A 16,686-nucleotide genomic window follows, 5' to 3' on the forward strand; every position below is an offset into this window, starting at 1 on the left:
GTACCCTTCTTTGTATATCGATAGCTTGTGACCGCAACATTCATCAATTTCGCAAAATCTCAGTTTTCCGTTTCGTCCTTCTGAAGCAAGCCTCTTCGCCTAACTTTTTCAACTGCCGCCTTACTGCTGCTCACGCCGAATTTTTTCAGCATTTTATTTACTTGGTTTTTTAGTGTGCTTTCCGCTTTGAACAGCTTCTGCTCAATTTGCGGTTGCGTATGACCCGCCTCAATCAACTCAAATACTTCACGTTCCGCTCCGGTCAATGGTTTGAGCTGCTCTTCTCGTTTTAGCCTTGCGAGCTCCTTAATCAGTGCCTCCATCGGTGCCGAATGGTGAAAGACTCCGCGAATCGTCTGGGGAAGCTCCTGAAACCTTGTTTTCTCCAAATATTGCAAGGCACCGGCCGTAAAAGCCTTTGTCATGGAGCTCTCGTCACTTAGTGACGTCAGCATAATAATTTTTGCAGAAGTGCTCTCATGCATTAGCATGGCAGTTTGAATCCCGTCTAGCGCGCTACCTTCGAGCTGGATATCCATAAGAATGATGTCGATAGCGGTTGTCTGTGCCATGCGAAGCGCATCCACTGCATTTGTTGCGGCTCCGACAACAAGAAGGTCAGCTTCTCTATTCAAATAAGATGTGAGCGCCTTAATCCAGTCAGCATCATCCTCAACGATAAAAACTTTAATATGGCTCAATCGATTACCTCCTCAGCGACTTATAGCAGCTTCTTCCTAGGCAAGAGAAAGCTCACCTTGGTCCCTTTCGTCTCAACGCTTGTAATCCGGACTTTCACTCCGCTTTTCTGCATAACATTGTACACATAAGACAAGCCAAGCCCAAAGTTCCTTCCCGTCTTCCCACTGCTATAGAAAGGATCGAACACTTCTCCCAGCTTCTCTTTAGGTATGCCAATCCCGCTATCTTGAATAGAGAGCTCCACCCCATTCGGATGCGCTGCAAGTTTGAGTTCTATCGTCCCTCCGCCTGGCATCGCTTCACAAGCATTGATAAGAACATTTCCGAGCGCCTCGTTAAAATGGACCTTATCGCATAGTAGGGTTGGATGCTGCTCATACACGCAGTTTACAGCCACTCCGCAGCTTCTAAAAAGCCCTTCATGCTGTAGCAAACAATGCTCAATGAAGTCCGCTAACGGTACGCTATCCTCTTTAAGGCTGATATCCTTCATCTGGCTGTGCATGCGGCCAACCATTTCAAGCATGTGATTGGAAGCATTCATAATAATCTGCATATGCTGCTTCGATTGCTCATCGGGAGCTGGGATCATGGATTTCAAATTTTCCGTGCTGATTGCAATTTTGCCAATCTCGTTTTTAAGCGTGTGATTGAGCATGGCCGTTCCTGAACTGACTGCACGCATCGTATTCTCCATTGGATCATGCTCAAAACGAAGCCTGACTCCCAGCACACCGTACATGAATGTACAAAGCAGCGCGACAGCAAGGGAATAGATGATAAAAACAGAAATATAATTAAAAAATTCAAAATCAGGTGATATAACCTTCGCTACGTATATAAAGAAAAGAACGGCAATCAGTGTAGGGACGATAATGATCATTGAAATAAATCGGCTCCGTTTGAGACGAATGTCCCGCTCTCTCCAAAATGAAGCAACAAGGAAATAGCATGTGCTTAGATAATACGGCGCACTCCAGAGCAGCAGTAAACTGAAAAATAACGTTCGGTTATCTGAAAAGAAAAAGGGAATAAGCATGAACGGTATTGGCATGGACAAGAACAGTTTGAATGTACGGATAGAGCGCCTAGCGGTTAGCCACCCTGAATAAGAAAGACTGAAAATGATGACCGCATACGGTGTCAAAGTATAATTAAGAAATTGCAATACCTCGGCAACGATAGTTAACCTTAAGTTTAAAAGAAAATCGGAAAGTCCGCCAATCGAGGCGCTGCCAAGGAAAAAGGCCGCCCAGCGGTTTGCTTCATTTTTTCGGTTGTTTAACCATACAATGATGGCTGCCGTAAATAATGCTAAAAAGTAAAAGAGCATATTAAACAACCATCCTGTCCTCATTTGGTAAGTCTATCGTATCACAAATGGACGTTTGATAGTTCAACAGTCGAAAGATGCGATCTCGGATCAAGCGAATAGGTTCATCCATTCCTTTGCTGTCAATAATTAAAAAAATCCCAACCGCTGTTCGAAAGCGAATTGGGATTTTATTAAGTATTGATCTTCCGTTACTAGTAATCAGATTTCGGTTTGCGAGGCTGTGGCTTCGGTTTGTTTTGGACTGCTGGCAAATGGCGCATGCTTCTGAGCATTGGCCCTTTGCAGATCGGGCAGGTTTGCTCTGTTGCTGCAAATTCGTCTCTTACCCATGCCTTGCAATCCGGATTTTTACATTTGAAAATTTTTGTTGCCTTCAATTTTGGTTTATCGTCTTCGTTAATAGCCACGCTTATGTTTTCCCCTTTTCATCTCTATACTTATGCCGTTAATCATTTATGTTGTTAAATAAACAGGAACTACACAAACTGGCTTTGAAACCGTAGTGCTGATACCCGTGTGCTCCAGTTTTCCACTGGCTTTGTCGATCTTAAAGGTTACGATATTATCCGTGTCCCGATTAGCTGCGAGCAAAAAATCCCCGTTCGGCGTAATTGCAAAATGGCGTGGATGTCCACCCTCGACCGAAATGTGTTGGACAAGTACCAACATCCCTGACTGCTCATGGATGGCAAAAACAACGATGCTGTCATGTCCTCGATTGGAGCCGTATAGGTATTTACCGTCAGCAGATACCTTGATTTCGGCACAGGAGTTTTCATCCTTGAAATCAGGCGGCAGCGTACTCACCGTCTCTTGTGTCACTAATTGACCGGATTCTTTATCGTATGTAAACGAAGTAATCGTTGAATCCACCTCATTAATGACATAGACAAGCTTTCCATTGGGATGAAAGCTCAAATGACGCGGACCTGCTCCTGGGTGCAGTGCCACCTCGCTTTGATGCACAAGCTTGCTATTTAATTCATCAAGTGCGTAAGTCACTATTCGATCAAGTCCCAAATCCGATACGAGCAAGTAACGGCCATCTGGGCTATAGAAGGACGAGTGTGGATGCGGTCGGTCTTGGCGATCGGGATGCTGGCTGCTGCCTTCATGCTGCCGAACATCAAGCAATGATCCGACTGCTCCTTCTTCCGTAATGCTCATTAACCCAATCATCCCGCCATGATAGCTTGTAACGGTTAGAAAACGGCCATTCTCGTAGCGCTGAATGTGGCAGGTCGTCGAATCAACCGTGATCTCACGGTTCATGAGCTGAATGGAACCGCCCGCAGCATCAATAGAGAAAGCTGCAGCTTCTCCAACCTTTTGGCCTGCTTGATTAACTGTCTCAGAAATCACGTACAGCAGCTTGCGCTTCGCGTCAACATTTAGAAACGTCGGATTTTTAAGACCAGCGAATTCGTCAGTCAAAGTTAATGTTCCCGTTGCCTCATCGAAAGCATACACATAAACGCCGTTATCTCCCGCTTCCGCATATGAGCCTACGAACACGAGAAGGCGCTGTGATTCTACTGTCAAAATTCATTCCCCCTAAACATTTGCATGACATTGCTGCTTTATAAGCAGTTGTCTTCATTACCGTTATCTATTATAAGACGAGAATTCATTAGTGACAAATAAGTTCTTAAAGCTTGTTCTTGCCTGTGCTTTCGAACAACTCGATAATTTCGCCGTCAGGTCCTTTAAAGAACGCAATTCTGACCGGTACGCCTCCCAAAACAGCATCCTTTGGCTCAACTGTTACTTCCATGCCTGCGGCTCTTGCAAGCTCTATAGCTTCTGTTACATTATCGGACCGTAAAGCGAGATGCAAGAATGCGCCTTCGTCCTTCTGACCTTGTGCACCGCCTGCGAATACTTCTAAATAATTGCCATCACCCGTATCAAGCATGATCGCCCGAGTATTCTCCTCTCCCCATCTCACTTGCTCCTTAAACCCAAGCACTTCTGTATAAAATGCAACCGTTTTATCAAAATCAAATACGCGGATAGCGATATGATGAAAGCCGCCGCCGCCGATTTTCGCATTGTTACCCATTGTATCCACTTCCTTTTCCATTTTAATTATAGTGACTGTTTTTGGTACGGGACTCCCGCATTGGCCTGTCCAGAGAACGAAATCGCCGGGAAGTGCTTCCTCGGCGATTTTAATGATCGGAACATTAATTTTTTGACCATTGATCTCCAGCGATGCTGAGTTTTTATTAATGCTGACCATTCGTGCTACACGCTGGATTTGACAAGAGCTTCTCGACTTTGATTTTTTCATAAGCAAGCCGCCGCCCTTTCTATCTATTATGATTTAGGGGCGTCTGGCGCGCAATACCCATCCGTGCATAATACATCCGTATCTCCGTCATTCACTTGTATAAAAACAGGGTGTTTCTCGTTCCAAGCTTTGTTCAATGTATCAAGGAATACTTCCGGAGATTGTGCGCCTGATACAGCGTATTTGCGATCAACGACATAAAATGGCACACCGCGAATACCTAGGGCGCTTCCTTCCTCTTCTTGTCCGCGAACAGCATCACTAAACTGAGTAGACGCCAGCATTTCAGTCACTGCTGCCGCATCCAAACCAACTTCAACTGCTAGCGCAGTCAAGCCGCCACGATCGCCAACATTTTCTCCATCCGTAAAATGGGCTTTGAACAAGCGCTCAGACATCTCCTTCTCCTTGCCCTGCTCCGCAGCAAAATGAACGACTCGGTGCGCGTCAAACGTGTTCGTTGACACGGCCTTGTCGAAATGAAACGTTAAGCCAACGGCCGCCGCTTGTTCCGCCACATTTTGTGTGGTCTCTTTCGCTTTTTCAATACTCATCCCGTATTTTGCTGCGAGCATGCTGTAGGTGCTTTTCCCTGAATGAGGATCTGCGCCGGGATCGAGCTCAAAGCTGCGAAATACGGTTTCGATTTGCTCCTTATGGGCAAAACGCTCCAATGCGAGCTCAAACTTCCTTTTTCCTATATAACAAAACGGACATACGTAATCCGACCAAATTTCTACTTGCATGACATGCACCTCCGGTAGTTTTTAAAAAGTAGGGTACTTACAATATTATTGTAACATGATTGGTTACGACTTTGAAAATGGTTATTTTGTCGATTTTGACAATAAAAAAAAGCGAATCCTAATGAAAGCATAAATCGCTTGTCATTAAGAAACGCTTCCTTCGATACGATGCATGGCCAAAACCTGAACATTACACTGCGAAAATGTGCCTGCCGATCTTCACGGTCTGCTTACGCGACCAAATCCAATCCGATGTAGCGGTTTGCGGATTAAAGTAATAGAGTGCATCTCCCGTAGGGTCATAGCCCTTAACGGCATCCTGGGCAGCTTGATAAGCCGTTTTGTCTGGGGTAAGCTTGTATTGACCATCATCAACAGCAGTGAAGGCTCTAGGCTGCTCAATCACGCCTCTTATCGAATTAGGAAAGCTTGATGAGGCTAAACGGTTCATAACGACTGCTCCTACCGCTACCTGTCCTTTGTAGGATTCGCCGCGTGCTTCCGCATAAATGATTCTCGCCAGCAAAGTAAGCTCGGTTTGGTTAACCGAAACTTTTTTGAGTGTCTCCCACGTCTGTTTGCCTGCCACGCCGTCAGAAGCGATGCCGTAATCCTTCTGAAAACGTTTCAAAGACTCGAGCGTCGTCGTGCCAAAATAAGCTGTGACATCTTTATTGAAATAACCTAACGTCTTTAATCTATATTGCAAATCAGGTACATCGGCACCCGAACTCCCAACTTTCAGAGTTGCAGGCGAAGCGGCTTGAGCCGACTGTGCCGGAATGCTGAAGGCCAGAATAAAAATCAAGAATAGCGCTATACTATGGGGTATGAATTTAATGTTCATTTAGAAAATGAACCTCCTTCGTTTGCTTAAAATACATACTGCTGAATAAATTGGAATAAGAATGGGAAATCCTCGCTTGGCATGTGTTCGAGTTTAGCACAGTTATCAGGGGAATGTAACCGATATGCGACAATTACATACATTTACTAATTTACAAAACAGCTAAAATCTGAAATATAAAGTTGACAAAAAAAGATTCCTGTAACTATAATAGTTACATTCCGTGATTGAAGGCGCTTTTAATTTTTCGCCCTTATTGTAACTGTATATATTAAAATTAATGAACAGTTATTGAATGTTCAAAATTCACATGAACAAGGAGATTATTCAAATGAAAATAGCCGTTATTGGAGCATCTGGCCGTGTAGGAAGCCGAATCTTAGAGGAAGCAAAAAGCCGTGGCCACTTCGTGACCGCCGTCGTACGTGATGCCTCTAAACTAAGCAGCACGGAAGGAATCGAAGTGTTGGTTAAGGACATATTTCAACTAGGTAGCGAATTAAGTTCTTTTGATGCTATTGTGAATTCCTTCTCCGCTAAACCGGGTGAAGAGCACAAGCACGTAGAAGTGATTAAGCATCTGATTGCTGCACTAAAACCGTCGCAAAGAACGGTTTTATACAATGTTGGAGGCGCAGGCAGCTTGTTAGTGGATGATCAAGGGACACGTTTAATGGATACACCTCAGTTTCCCTCCCTTTATTATGCAACAGCCAAAGCGCAAAGCGACCAGCTAGATGTGCTGCGCGGAGAAAAAGAATTGAAATGGACATTCTTTAGCCCTGCAGCCGTATTCGAGCCTGGGGAGAAAACGGGCAAGGTTCAGCTTGGTGAAGATCATTTCCTTCTGAATTCGCAGCATAAGAGCAAGATCAGTATGGAAGATTATGCGTCCGTTCTACTGGATGAAATCGAAAATCCTAAATTTCTAAATCGCCGATTTACAGCAATCAACTTATAAGCAAAAGTAATCTTTTTAAAAGCCTCTTTCAAAGAGGCTCTTTTTAGTTTATTTTTCCTGTTCCCGTTGTATGGCTTTAGCCACATTGCTACAATTAGGAGATAACATAAGCTGATAACATTAAATTTGTTAACATAATTATTATTATGTTCTTTTAACCTAATTAAATAATAATGTCATTAATTAAGAGGGGCTGATCGGGTATCAATATTTTAAAACAAAAGGATCGCGAGGAACTGGATAAACGCCTGCCCGCGATGCCCTGGTACATTGATAAATTTATTAACTTTAAGTTGCCGGACTTGTCCCCCTCCTCCCTCGTGGAATATATGAGAGATTATGAAACCTTTTTGAACTGGTTGATGGCAGAGGGATTATCTGAGGCTTCTGCAATCAAAGAAGTAACACTGTTAGAGCTAGAGAAGCTGCACATGGACAGTATAGACGGATTCCGCATGTATTTATCAACCTACAAAGCGGAGCGAAATAGCAAAACAACGATCTCGCGCAAGCTCTCTTCCCTTCGCTCCCTGTTTCATTATTTAAGCCAGATTGCCGAGGATGAGGAATTTTATCCGTTATTGAAACGAAATGTGATGGCAAAGGTTATGATCAAGCGAACACACAAACCGAAGGATACGGCAGCCAAGCTGGAAGGAAAACTGCTGCAGGAGGAAGAAATTTCGGAGTTCATGGCTTATATCAAGCAGCATTACGCAGCGGACGTTGCCTCGAATAAGCAAGCTTTATATTCTTATGACTTGAATATGACGCGCGATGCCTGCATTATCAGCTTTATTTTACATTCAGGACTGCGGGTTTCAGAGCTTGTCAATTTGAATGTCGATGATATCGATTTGAAGAAGAAGTTATGTTATGTCTACCGAAAAGGCAAAAACGATGATAATTTCAAGACGCCTGTCTATTTCCGTCAGGAAGCGGTCGAGGATTTGCAAGCCTATCTCACGCTCCGAGAGGTTCGCTACAAAGCGCCAAAGCGTGAAAAAGCCCTTTTTCTCGCCATAGCGAATGGCAAGCATGAAGGTGCGCGCATGACCAAAAGGGCCATTCAGGAAATGGTCATTAAATATGCCAAGCGTTTTGGCAAACCGTACTTATCCGTACATAAATTAAGACATAGCTTCGCGACGGATTATTATTTGCGCAATGATATTTACAAAACACAGGAGCAGCTTGGTCATGCCTCTCCGGAAACGACGCAAATTTATGCTCATTTAACCGACAAAACGATGGCTCAAGCCATTGACCGGACCAAAAAAGAGGACGAAACAAGCTAGCGCCACCCGCGCTTCTTGTTTCGTCCTACCTTGTTTATGAACTGGTTTGCAAAAAAACGGATTCCTGCATGGACAGCTGGGTTAGCACGAGCTTCGCATACAAGCCCCCCTGCTGCATCAATTCCTCATGTGAGCCTTGCTCGGCAATTCGGCCATCTTCTACCACCAATATAAAATCCGCATCCTTGATCGTTGATAGGCGGTGAGCAATGATAAATGCCGTTCTTCCGGCTAGCAATGTATGCAACGCTGCTTGGATATGCTGCTCGGTCTCCGTGTCGACGCTTGAAGTCGCTTCGTCCAGAATCAATATTTTCGGATCGGATAAGAGGACACGGCCAAATGCGAGCAATTGACGCTGACCGACAGAAAGCTTTGAGCCGCGTTCCTCCAGCTCTGTCTGGTAACCATCCGCTAGCTTGGAGACAACGCGATCGAGCCTTACGTTTTCGCCTGCGCGCCGCAGTTCCTCATCAGAAGCTTCTTCGTTTCCATAACGCATATTTTGCTCCACCGTTCCCGCGAAAACAAAGGAGTCCTGCAGCACGATTCCCATCTGCTTCCGCAAGGATTCAAGCGTTGCCTCCTTGACATCAACGCCATCAATTCGGACGACGCCGTCTGTTGCATCATAGAAGCGCATTAACAAATTGACTATGGTGCTTTTCCCTGCGCCGGTCGGCCCAACCAAGGCTACCCGCTGACCTGACTTTACGCGGAACGAGACTTGATGGAGCACATCAGGCTTTCCTTCCTCATAGCGAAAGGATACATTTTCAAACGCTACTTCTCCCCTTATTGGCGGAAGAACCTTGGCTCTGCTGCTATTTTTCACCTCTGGTTCGGTGTCCAGCACCTCAAATATCCGTTCTGCCGATGCCATCGCGGAGAGAAGCTGACTGTATACTTTGGACAATGCGCTAAGCGGCCCCCAGAAGCGCCACAAATAATTGATAAAGGCCATAATAAAGCCGAGCGTAATCGCGCCTTCCATGACTCTCATCGCTCCAAACCATACGACAATGCAGGTGCCCAGCATCCCGATCATTTCAACTAACGGATAGACGGTAGATTCCAGTGTGATTGCCCGCATAAAAGCCTGTTTGTTTCGCATATTGATCGTATTGAACTTTTCGTTGTTTTTGTCCTGACGCGAGAACGCTTGGATGACCCTGATTCCCTGGATTGTCTCGTTCAAATGACCATTAATCGAAGACATTGTCGAACGTGAGCGTGACCACGAGCCTTCAATCTTCGGACGAAGCTTCATAACGATAACAAAAAGCAGCGGCATCATAATAAATGAAAGCAGTGCCAGCTGCCAATCCATCCACACAAGGATGACAACTATGCCGAGAAGATGAGTAACTTCCATAACCATCGTAATAAGTCCGCCGTTAATCAGTTCCCCAATCGCGTTCGTATCGTTCGTAATGCGAGACATGATTTTGCCAGCAGGACGCCCGTCGAAAAAACGGAAAGATAAGGTCTGAAGATGATTAAATAATTGCTGACGCAAATCGAATAAAATTCGCTGTCCAGTATGATTGATCCATTTGGTATGCAGCCAGCTAAACAGCCAGCCCAGCAGCTTTATGCCTAGAAGTACTGCTCCAAGCACGTGAATGATGGTAAAATTTTGATCAATGATTCCTTTATCAATGATATAAGCCAGGATGATCGGTTCCGATAAGCTTAGGAGCATGTTTAGGAGCACTACGATGACTACCCATGTCATTAATTTGCGGTAAGGAACAAGATAGCCCAGCATGCGCTTGAAATATTGGCCGTTAAATGGCTTCTCCTCGGCTTCGTTATCCGAATCCCATTCGACTTGACTCATGGTATCGCCTCTTTTCTAGGTTGGCGTGATTTCCTTCTGCCTGTCAAATAATTGACGGAAAAAGCCATTGCCCTCGTTTAATTGCTTATGTGTCCCCTGCTCAGTCAATCGACCGTTTTCAAGCACGATAATACGATCCGCATGCTGGATAGAGGATAGCCTCTGCGCGATAATAAATGTCGTTTTCCCCTTCATGACTTCCAGCAAAGCTTCGTGAATGGCCGATTCCGTCGCAGTATCGACGCTCGCCGTTGCTTCGTCTAAGATAAGGATTGGAGGATCCGTTAATATGGCTCTAGCCAGCGCCACTCTCTGCCTCTGACCTCCGGACAAACCGACTCCCCGCTCTCCAATTCGCGTATCATACCCACTAGGCAAGCTTTGAATAAAATCATGAATCTGTGATTTTTTCGCAGCTTCCTCAATTTGCTCCTGCGTAGCATCAGGACAGCCATAAGCAATGTTATCGCCTATCGATGCAGAGAAGAGAAAGGTTTCCTGCGGGACAACACCGATGCTTCTGCGAAGACCGTCAAGCTCGTAATTTTTGACATCGACTCCGTCTATCAGCACTTGCCCGCCCGAAGTATCATAGTATCGCGATAGCAAGCCAATCAGACTGCTCTTGCCAGAGCCCGTTGCGCCAAGTACGCCGATGACCTCTCCCGCCTTCACATGAAATGTAATGTCATCCAATATCGGTTTATCCTTCGTTTGGTCTTGATCGGAAAAATAAAACGAGACCTGCTTGAATGAGACATTCCCATTTATGTTGCCAGCAGGTGTTCCTGAAACCGGATTTTTAATATCGATTGGCGTATCGAGCACTTCAAAGACCCGTGGCGCAGCCTTAATGGCTTGCTGAAATATATTAATTTGCCAGCCCAGCATGTTAAGTGGCCAAATAATTCCCCATGTATACCATTGAAAAGCCATGAAGGTTCCGATGGACATCTCGCCGCGCACAACAAAGATGGCGCTGATCCAAATCATCAGCACGAAGGTCAATCCCCCGTAAAAGCCCATTAACGGGAAACTCTTCGCCTCCAGCTTGGCCCGATCCATATTCGTCTCAAAGTTTTGCTCATTCCGCTCTGCAAATTTCCGCTGCTCCACCGTCTCGGTCGCAAACGATTTAACGACGCGAATGCCTGAAATATTCTCTTGCAGCGTCGTTGTTAATCGGCCCATTTGCTCCCTGATGCTGGACCATGCCGGCCCCACCTTATGGTTGAAACGGAACAAAACGAACAAGATAAAGGGTATCGTTACTAAACTGATCAACGTGACCTTCCACTGCATCGTCATCATAAAGATAATGGTGCCAAGAAAGGTCAGCATGCCCGTAAACAGGTTCATGGCGCCAAACCCGACAAAGTTTTTCACCGCATCAATATCGCCTGTCATTCTGGACATTAATTGTCCGGTCTGTGCCCGGTCATAATAGGAAAAGGACAACCGCTGCAAATGCTCATAAAGCTCCTTCCGAAGCTTGAATACGACATTTTGGCCGACAAGCTCCTGAGAATATCCTTGTACAAACATGCCAGCGCTCTTAAGCGCTTGAATGCCTGCCAAAGCAAGAGTTAAACCAATAACGACCGACATATTGCCTTTACCAATCCCCTTGTCAAATATTTCTCCCAAAATCCATGGAGCAACCAAGTCGAAGATCGTGGCCAAAATCATAATACAAACCGCGGTAACTACCCATCTCATGCTTGGCCTTACATAAATCATTAGCCGTAAAAGCGTTCTCATTAGACAGCTCCTTCCCCTGATGGAAACAAAAAAAGACCTCAAGCCATCATTGGCTAGAGATCTTCGTATGTAAGCGAGCAACGGCGAAAAAACGCTACGTTGACGCCATTGCACGAAGGCAGGCCAGTCGGCATGTTGATGGATTAAATTGGAAATTCAAGCTGATCTGCACGCCGAAAACAAACTTTCCAAAGTCACCGTTCAACATCCTAAAGCCCCCCTTTTCATTTTCCATTTAATCAATTCTTCCTAATACATCCAAATCTTAACATCATCCCTCTGTTTTGCGCAAGAGGGGTAAACCATAAATATTTAAAACCTGTCCGACTCAAAAGGTAGCTCCATATCACTTGAAGAAATGCCTTCCTCTACCGCGAATTCAAAATCCTCGATATCATAGATTTGCACGGGGACTTCAGCCTCAATCAGTTTATCTTGAAATTCGAACTGATCGGACAAAAGCGGAACGTTCAGCTTTAAGCTCGTTAGAAGCAGCTCTGTTTCTATCGGATCAAAGGTTTCACCGTAGTGCGCATTATCGACGGCATGCACAACCGTAAATTGAATCATCTCGTTCAGAAGGAGTGGTGAACTCTCTCTCCATGGCACCTGCATAGCCTTTTCAATTTTCTTCCGATTGAGTGAATCTTCAAAAAAAGCGATGAGTTCATTTATTTTGCTTTTGACATGCCCATCATCGTCTGGATCATCCATGACCGGTTCTACACCATCCCTCATTTCATAGAGCTCTGCGATGGATGAGTATGGAACAACGTAATCAATCGGACGGCTCGGTACAAGAAGATGCCCATACGTTGCCACTAATACTGCCTCTATTACAAAACGCCGCCGCATGTGATCTCCTCCAATTCTTTCGTATGCGAATGCTAGCTTCATAGGAAACCAGCCGATAAATAAAAACAGTTCCACATTATTATACAATATTCCTTTGACTGTACAAGAGAGTCAAAAAACCAAATTTGCACAATATACGCGCTGCAAAGTAAAATAGAGTTAAAGATAGAGAGTAGAGGCAGCAAAAGCTTCGCCTTATTTTTAGGAGGATACTGCGTATGCAAACAGAAGAAGCCATCATTATCGGAGCAGGTCCCTGCGGCTTGGCAGCAGCCATCGAGCTGGAAGCGATCGGGCTCCGTCCGCTTGTTATAGAAAAAAGAAATATCGTCCATTCCATTTCGCAATACCCGACTTACATGCATTTTTTCAGCACACCGGAATTGCTTGAAATCGGAGGCATCCCGTTTACGACCGCCAATGACAAGCCTTCGAGGCTGGAGGCTTTGAACTATTACCGAACAGCCGCTCAGCGCCATCATATCCGTGTTCAGGCTTATGAAGCCATTAATCGTATCACACCCGACAGTGGATCTTTTTTACTTGAAGGCGAAGACCGTTTTGGCCAAAAGCGTTCCTACAAAAGCCGATATGTCATCATTGCCACTGGTTATTTCGACCATCCGAATGAGCTAGGCATACCTGGAGAGCAATTGGATAAAGTCAGCCACTTTTTCAGAGAATCCCATCCCTATGTAGGCATGAAGGTCGCGATTATCGGCGGCAGCAACTCTGCAATCGACGCGGCGCTTGAACTGGAGCGCGTTGGCGCGGATGTGACGGTCGTATATCGCGGGGAAGATTATTCTTCAAGCATCAAGTCATGGGTGAAACCCGGTTTTCAAAGTAAAGTAGCCAAAGGCTCCATCCGCATGCTGTTTAACTCCCAAGTCATCGCAATCGACAATAATGACATCACGGTTCGGGGACCGGAGGGTGACATCCAAATACCGAATGATTTTGTATTAGCTTTAACCGGCTTCCATCCCGATCGTTACTTCCTAACCGCTAGCGGCGTTACGATGGAGGACGAAGGCTACCCTACCTTTGATCCAGACACGATGGAAACGAATGTCTCCGGCATCTACTTAGCAGGCGTGGTTGCCTCCCGTCATGAGGCCAATGAAATCTTTATCGAGTCGGGACGGTACCATGGCCGCAAAATCGCAGAGCATATTCAAAGTGGGAAGTAGTCTTTTCAGTTTTCGAATAATTTAACAATCTCATTTTCAAAAGCTCAAAAAGGATAGATCTAATTTTAGATCTATCCTTTTTATTTCTATTAAATTCTGCTCAGTTGGCGTTAGATTTCTCTTTCAACTGAAGTCGTCCATCGAAAAAAAGGTTAACCCTAACAAACAGGTTAACCTTCGTTTATTACAAAATCATCTTCTGGTGCTGCTTTTAGCTTTTGAAGTTGCTGCTGATTTTACTTACTCGCCACATTCACTGAACAATGCCGACTTTCCGAGTGCTTCCCTCTGCTTATCGACTGGATCATGCAAGGTAAGCGTGCGCGCATTACGGAAATACCGGTCAAACCCGTATTTTCTTGTAGCAGCTCTCGCTCCCATGAGCTGAAACACATCGGAAGTAATTTCCAGGCTGGCTGAGGTTGCGATTACCTTCGCTTGTGAGGCAGCAAGAGCAGCGGACGGATAGAGCTCCGGCGCCGACTGCGCCGCTTGCAGCAGACGCGCTGCATGTAGTACAAGCTGTCTCGCGGCTTCAAGCTTCGCATCCATCTCGCCTATCCGCAGTAGAATTGCCGGGTCATCTGTCACTTTTAAACCTGCAGTCCACGTACGCGACTTCTCCTTCACATAGTCCAAGGCATCACGAAGAGCGCCGGCAGCAATACCAACATACTGCGCGGCAAAATGAATATGGAACTGCGTATTGAAAAAGGGATGGATCAGTCCATAAGCCCCACCGCCTCCGATGACGCTCCCGCTTGGCACATGTACGTGGTCAGCAAGCACTGTGCCGCTGCCCGTACCTCTTTGGCCGATGCCGTCCCAATCGTCGGTGACGGTAATGCCTTCCGCTGTCAAATCAACGATTGGCATAACGAAACGATCTTCCTGACTCCCATCCATATCCGTTCTTACTGAACGCCAAATGGCCCATTTTGCACCTGTAGATCCCGTAGCGAAAATTTTTGTTCCACTTAAACAGAAGCCTCCGTCAACAGCAGCAAGCCCACTCCCTAGCTTAAAGCGGTCTGCTCCAGCCTCACTGCCAAAGCTTGCGAACAGTTCGCCATGCTTGACCACTTTATCAAAGAAAAAAGCATGTTGCTCCGCATTTCCAAGGGCATGTACCAGCTGCACTCCTGTATTGTGAAGCGTGAATACTTGCGAGGCGGAAGAACACCAAGCGGCCAGCTCCATCAGAAGAAGGGGTAGCAGAAGCGTGTCGCCGCCGAAGCCTGCTCCATGGCCACCCGCTTCTTCCGGAACTGTAATGCCAAGCAAGCCAGCTTCCTTGAGCGATTGGATCGCTTCATGAGGATATCGCGCATCATGATCGACCTGCCAAGCTGCCGGGCCAATCTGCTCTCTGCCAAGCTTGCGAGCTTGCTGAAGGAAAGACCATTGTCGTTCTGTTAGCTCTGCGCGAATGGAGGCTTCTCTTATATTAGTAACCTTATCTTTTTTTGCCGATATATTCATTGCTGTCATGCTTTTGCAGGCGCATGCCTAAATGCGGCGCCTGGATGTCCTTCTGACAATCTAGCATTTCCGAACAGCTTCTCCCGAAAGGTTCCCTGCTCATATTCACGTTTAAACAATCCGCGCTCCTGAAGGACCGGAATCACGAGCTCCACAAAATCCGTATAGGAATCTGGCAGCACATACGGCTCCAGATTGAACCCGTCCACATCTGTAATCGCTACGACTTCTGCAATTCGGTCAGCGACCTCCTCCGGCGAGCCGATGATCGTTACGCCGCGGAAGCCCTTTTTCAGAAAATCGTCTCGGACCTCGCCGACCGTTTTTTTAGTCTTCGCATGTTTAGTGAACCGGTCGGTATGCGTCTGGCCCATTTCCGTATGAATATTTTCAAAATAGGAATCAGGGTCCAACTTGGTCAAATCAATTCCCGTAACGGATGCATAGCTGGACAGGGTCGCCTCAGCGCTCTGATAACTTAAATACTCCTCATGCTTACGATGCGCTTCCTCGCTCGTAGCTGCTGTAACGACAGACAGGCCCGTGAATACCTTGATCGATCCCGGTTCCCTGCCGTAAGCTGCCGCACGCCGACGGATATCGGCAATTTGGTCGCGCAGCACCTCTAAGGTCGGAGCCTTTAGGAACACGCCCTCTGCATGCTTCGCAGCAAATGCGCGGCCGCGTTCCGAGCTGCCCGCTTGGAAAAGTACAGGCGTACGCTGCGGCGATGGCGAACTGGAGAAATAGCCCTGCGATTTAAAGTATTTGCCTTCATGCGCAACCGGATGGACTTTGGATGGATCCGTAAACACACGCTGGGCACGGTCGATTTGCAGTGCATCCTCTTCCCAGCTTCCTTCCCAATACTTATAGCTTACGTCAAGGAATTCATCCGCAATGTCATAACGCTCATCATGCGGGACGAACTCGCTCCGTCCGAACAATGCCGCTGCCGATGGCGAACTGGTGGTCACGACGTTCCAGCCGATTCGCCCTTTGGATAAATGGTCCAGTGTGGCAAATCTCCTCGCATTGGCATAGGGAGCTTCGTAAGTCGTAGACGTTGTCATCGTAAAGGACAAATGCTCGGTAGCGGCTGCCAGAGCTGGAAGCAGCAGCATCGGATCATTACCGGGAGGACCGGAAGCTTCACGGAAAGCAAGCTCCGCGTTTTTGCTTGGCGACCCGTAAGAATCGGCAAAAAACATAAAATCGAATTTCCCTTTTTCCAGTATTTTCGCGATACCGAGCCAATAATCCAAGCTGTTGAAATGGATACGGTTTTGTGCCGGATGCGCCCAAATCCCCTGTGTAAGGTGATTGACGCTGTTAACTTCGAATACGCCTAAATGGATTTTTTTCATCA

The 16,686-nt window shown here is 46.2% G+C and carries 15 protein-coding genes; 3 read left to right on the forward strand and 12 right to left on the reverse strand.

Going from position 1 to position 16,686, the window contains the following annotated elements; genetic code table 11:
* Positions 1-59 precede the first annotated feature (59 nt).
* The 7 genes from E0496_RS09070 to sleB form a co-directional block, all read right to left on the reverse strand.
* Positions 60-701 (reverse strand): response regulator transcription factor, encoded by a 642-nt coding sequence (locus E0496_RS09070; protein WP_139999057.1) that lies wholly within the window; start codon positions 699-701, stop codon positions 60-62.
* 20 nt (positions 702-721) lie between these two features.
* Entirely contained in the window at positions 722-2,035 is a 1,314-nt protein-coding gene (locus E0496_RS09075; protein ID WP_161601347.1) for a sensor histidine kinase, read from the reverse strand.
* A gap of 194 nt (positions 2,036-2,229) precedes the next feature.
* Entirely contained in the window at positions 2,230-2,445 is a 216-nt protein-coding gene (locus E0496_RS09080; protein WP_139999061.1) for a cold-inducible protein YdjO-related protein, read from the reverse strand.
* Between the two features lie 46 nt (positions 2,446-2,491).
* Positions 2,492-3,580 (reverse strand): lactonase family protein, encoded by a 1,089-nt coding sequence (locus E0496_RS09085; protein ID WP_141501263.1) that lies wholly within the window; start codon positions 3,578-3,580, stop codon positions 2,492-2,494.
* A 106-nt stretch (positions 3,581-3,686) separates the two neighbouring features.
* Positions 3,687-4,331 carry a VOC family protein gene (locus tag E0496_RS36445; protein WP_241674652.1) on the reverse strand — a complete coding sequence of 215 codons (645 nt, stop codon included), beginning with the start codon at positions 4,329-4,331 and terminating at the stop codon, positions 3,687-3,689.
* Between the two features lie 26 nt (positions 4,332-4,357).
* The gene (locus tag E0496_RS09095; protein WP_141501264.1) at positions 4,358-5,077 is read right to left on the reverse strand and encodes a DsbA family oxidoreductase; all 720 of its coding nucleotides are present in this window, start codon (positions 5,075-5,077) and stop codon (positions 4,358-4,360) included.
* A gap of 190 nt (positions 5,078-5,267) precedes the next feature.
* The gene (gene sleB, locus E0496_RS09100; RefSeq protein WP_141501265.1) at positions 5,268-5,924 is read right to left on the reverse strand and encodes a spore cortex-lytic enzyme; all 657 of its coding nucleotides are present in this window, start codon (positions 5,922-5,924) and stop codon (positions 5,268-5,270) included.
* Between the two features lie 331 nt (positions 5,925-6,255).
* Between sleB and E0496_RS09105 the strand changes: the two genes are divergently transcribed.
* Together E0496_RS09105 and xerS are read left to right on the forward strand one after the other, a co-directional pair.
* Positions 6,256-6,885: an NAD(P)-dependent oxidoreductase gene (locus E0496_RS09105; protein ID WP_141501266.1), complete on the forward strand. Its 630-nt coding sequence runs from the start codon at positions 6,256-6,258 to the stop codon at positions 6,883-6,885.
* Between the two features lie 203 nt (positions 6,886-7,088).
* On the forward strand, positions 7,089-8,183 hold the full coding sequence (xerS, locus tag E0496_RS09110) for a tyrosine recombinase XerS (RefSeq protein ID WP_141501267.1): 1,095 nt from the start codon (positions 7,089-7,091) through the stop codon (positions 8,181-8,183).
* Positions 8,184-8,217: 34 nt separating this feature from the next.
* Here xerS and E0496_RS09115 read toward each other — a convergent pair whose 3' ends face one another.
* The 3 genes from E0496_RS09115 to E0496_RS09125 form a co-directional block, all read right to left on the reverse strand.
* The gene (locus E0496_RS09115) at positions 8,218-10,026 is read right to left on the reverse strand and encodes an ABC transporter ATP-binding protein (protein ID WP_141501268.1); all 1,809 of its coding nucleotides are present in this window, start codon (positions 10,024-10,026) and stop codon (positions 8,218-8,220) included.
* Positions 10,027-10,041: 15 nt separating this feature from the next.
* Positions 10,042-11,787, reverse strand: a complete 1,746-nt coding sequence (locus tag E0496_RS09120; RefSeq protein ID WP_141501269.1) for an ABC transporter ATP-binding protein — start codon at positions 11,785-11,787, stop codon at positions 10,042-10,044.
* A 312-nt stretch (positions 11,788-12,099) separates the two neighbouring features.
* A complete protein-coding gene (locus E0496_RS09125; RefSeq protein ID WP_141501270.1) occupies positions 12,100-12,642 on the reverse strand; it encodes an ADP-heptose synthase in 543 nt (180 codons plus the stop codon).
* 218 nt (positions 12,643-12,860) lie between these two features.
* Here E0496_RS09125 and E0496_RS09130 point away from each other — a divergent pair, with 218 nt between their 5' ends.
* The gene (locus E0496_RS09130) at positions 12,861-13,835 is read left to right on the forward strand and encodes a YpdA family putative bacillithiol disulfide reductase (protein ID WP_141501271.1); all 975 of its coding nucleotides are present in this window, start codon (positions 12,861-12,863) and stop codon (positions 13,833-13,835) included.
* A gap of 240 nt (positions 13,836-14,075) precedes the next feature.
* Here the strand turns inward: E0496_RS09130 and E0496_RS09135 are convergent, their stop codons facing one another.
* Positions 14,076-15,326, reverse strand: a complete 1,251-nt coding sequence (locus tag E0496_RS09135; RefSeq protein ID WP_141501272.1) for an acyl-CoA dehydrogenase family protein — start codon at positions 15,324-15,326, stop codon at positions 14,076-14,078.
* Complete coding sequence (locus E0496_RS09140; RefSeq protein ID WP_241674654.1) at positions 15,323-16,684, reverse strand: LLM class flavin-dependent oxidoreductase; 1,362 nt, start codon at positions 16,682-16,684, stop codon at positions 15,323-15,325. The genes E0496_RS09135 and E0496_RS09140 overlap by 4 nt, the downstream gene beginning before the upstream one ends.
* Between the last annotated feature and the right edge of the window lie 2 nt (positions 16,685-16,686).

It is taken from the genome of Paenibacillus luteus (assembly GCF_006542765.1).
GTDB classification, from domain to species: domain Bacteria; phylum Bacillota; class Bacilli; order Paenibacillales; family Paenibacillaceae; genus Pristimantibacillus; species Pristimantibacillus luteus.

Coding starts and splice junctions, on each gene's coding strand:
- E0496_RS09075 (WP_161601347.1), bottom strand. CDS start 2,035: ATGCTCTTTTACTTTTTAGCATTATTTACGGCAGCCATCATTGTATGG.
- E0496_RS36445 (WP_241674652.1), bottom strand. CDS start 4,331: ATGAAAAAATCAAAGTCGAGAAGCTCTTGTCAAATCCAGCGTGTAGCA.
- E0496_RS09095 (WP_141501264.1), bottom strand. CDS start 5,077: ATGCAAGTAGAAATTTGGTCGGATTACGTATGTCCGTTTTGTTATATA.
- sleB (WP_141501265.1), bottom strand. CDS start 5,924: ATGAACATTAAATTCATACCCCATAGTATAGCGCTATTCTTGATTTTT.
- E0496_RS09105 (WP_141501266.1), top strand. CDS start 6,256: ATGAAAATAGCCGTTATTGGAGCATCTGGCCGTGTAGGAAGCCGAATC.
- E0496_RS09115 (WP_141501268.1), bottom strand. CDS start 10,026: ATGAGTCAAGTCGAATGGGATTCGGATAACGAAGCCGAGGAGAAGCCA.
- E0496_RS09120 (WP_141501269.1), bottom strand. CDS start 11,787: ATGAGAACGCTTTTACGGCTAATGATTTATGTAAGGCCAAGCATGAGA.
- E0496_RS09125 (WP_141501270.1), bottom strand. CDS start 12,642: ATGCGGCGGCGTTTTGTAATAGAGGCAGTATTAGTGGCAACGTATGGG.
- E0496_RS09130 (WP_141501271.1), top strand. CDS start 12,861: ATGCAAACAGAAGAAGCCATCATTATCGGAGCAGGTCCCTGCGGCTTG.
- E0496_RS09135 (WP_141501272.1), bottom strand. CDS start 15,326: ATGACAGCAATGAATATATCGGCAAAAAAAGATAAGGTTACTAATATA.
- E0496_RS09140 (WP_241674654.1), bottom strand. CDS start 16,684: ATGAAAAAAATCCATTTAGGCGTATTCGAAGTTAACAGCGTCAATCAC.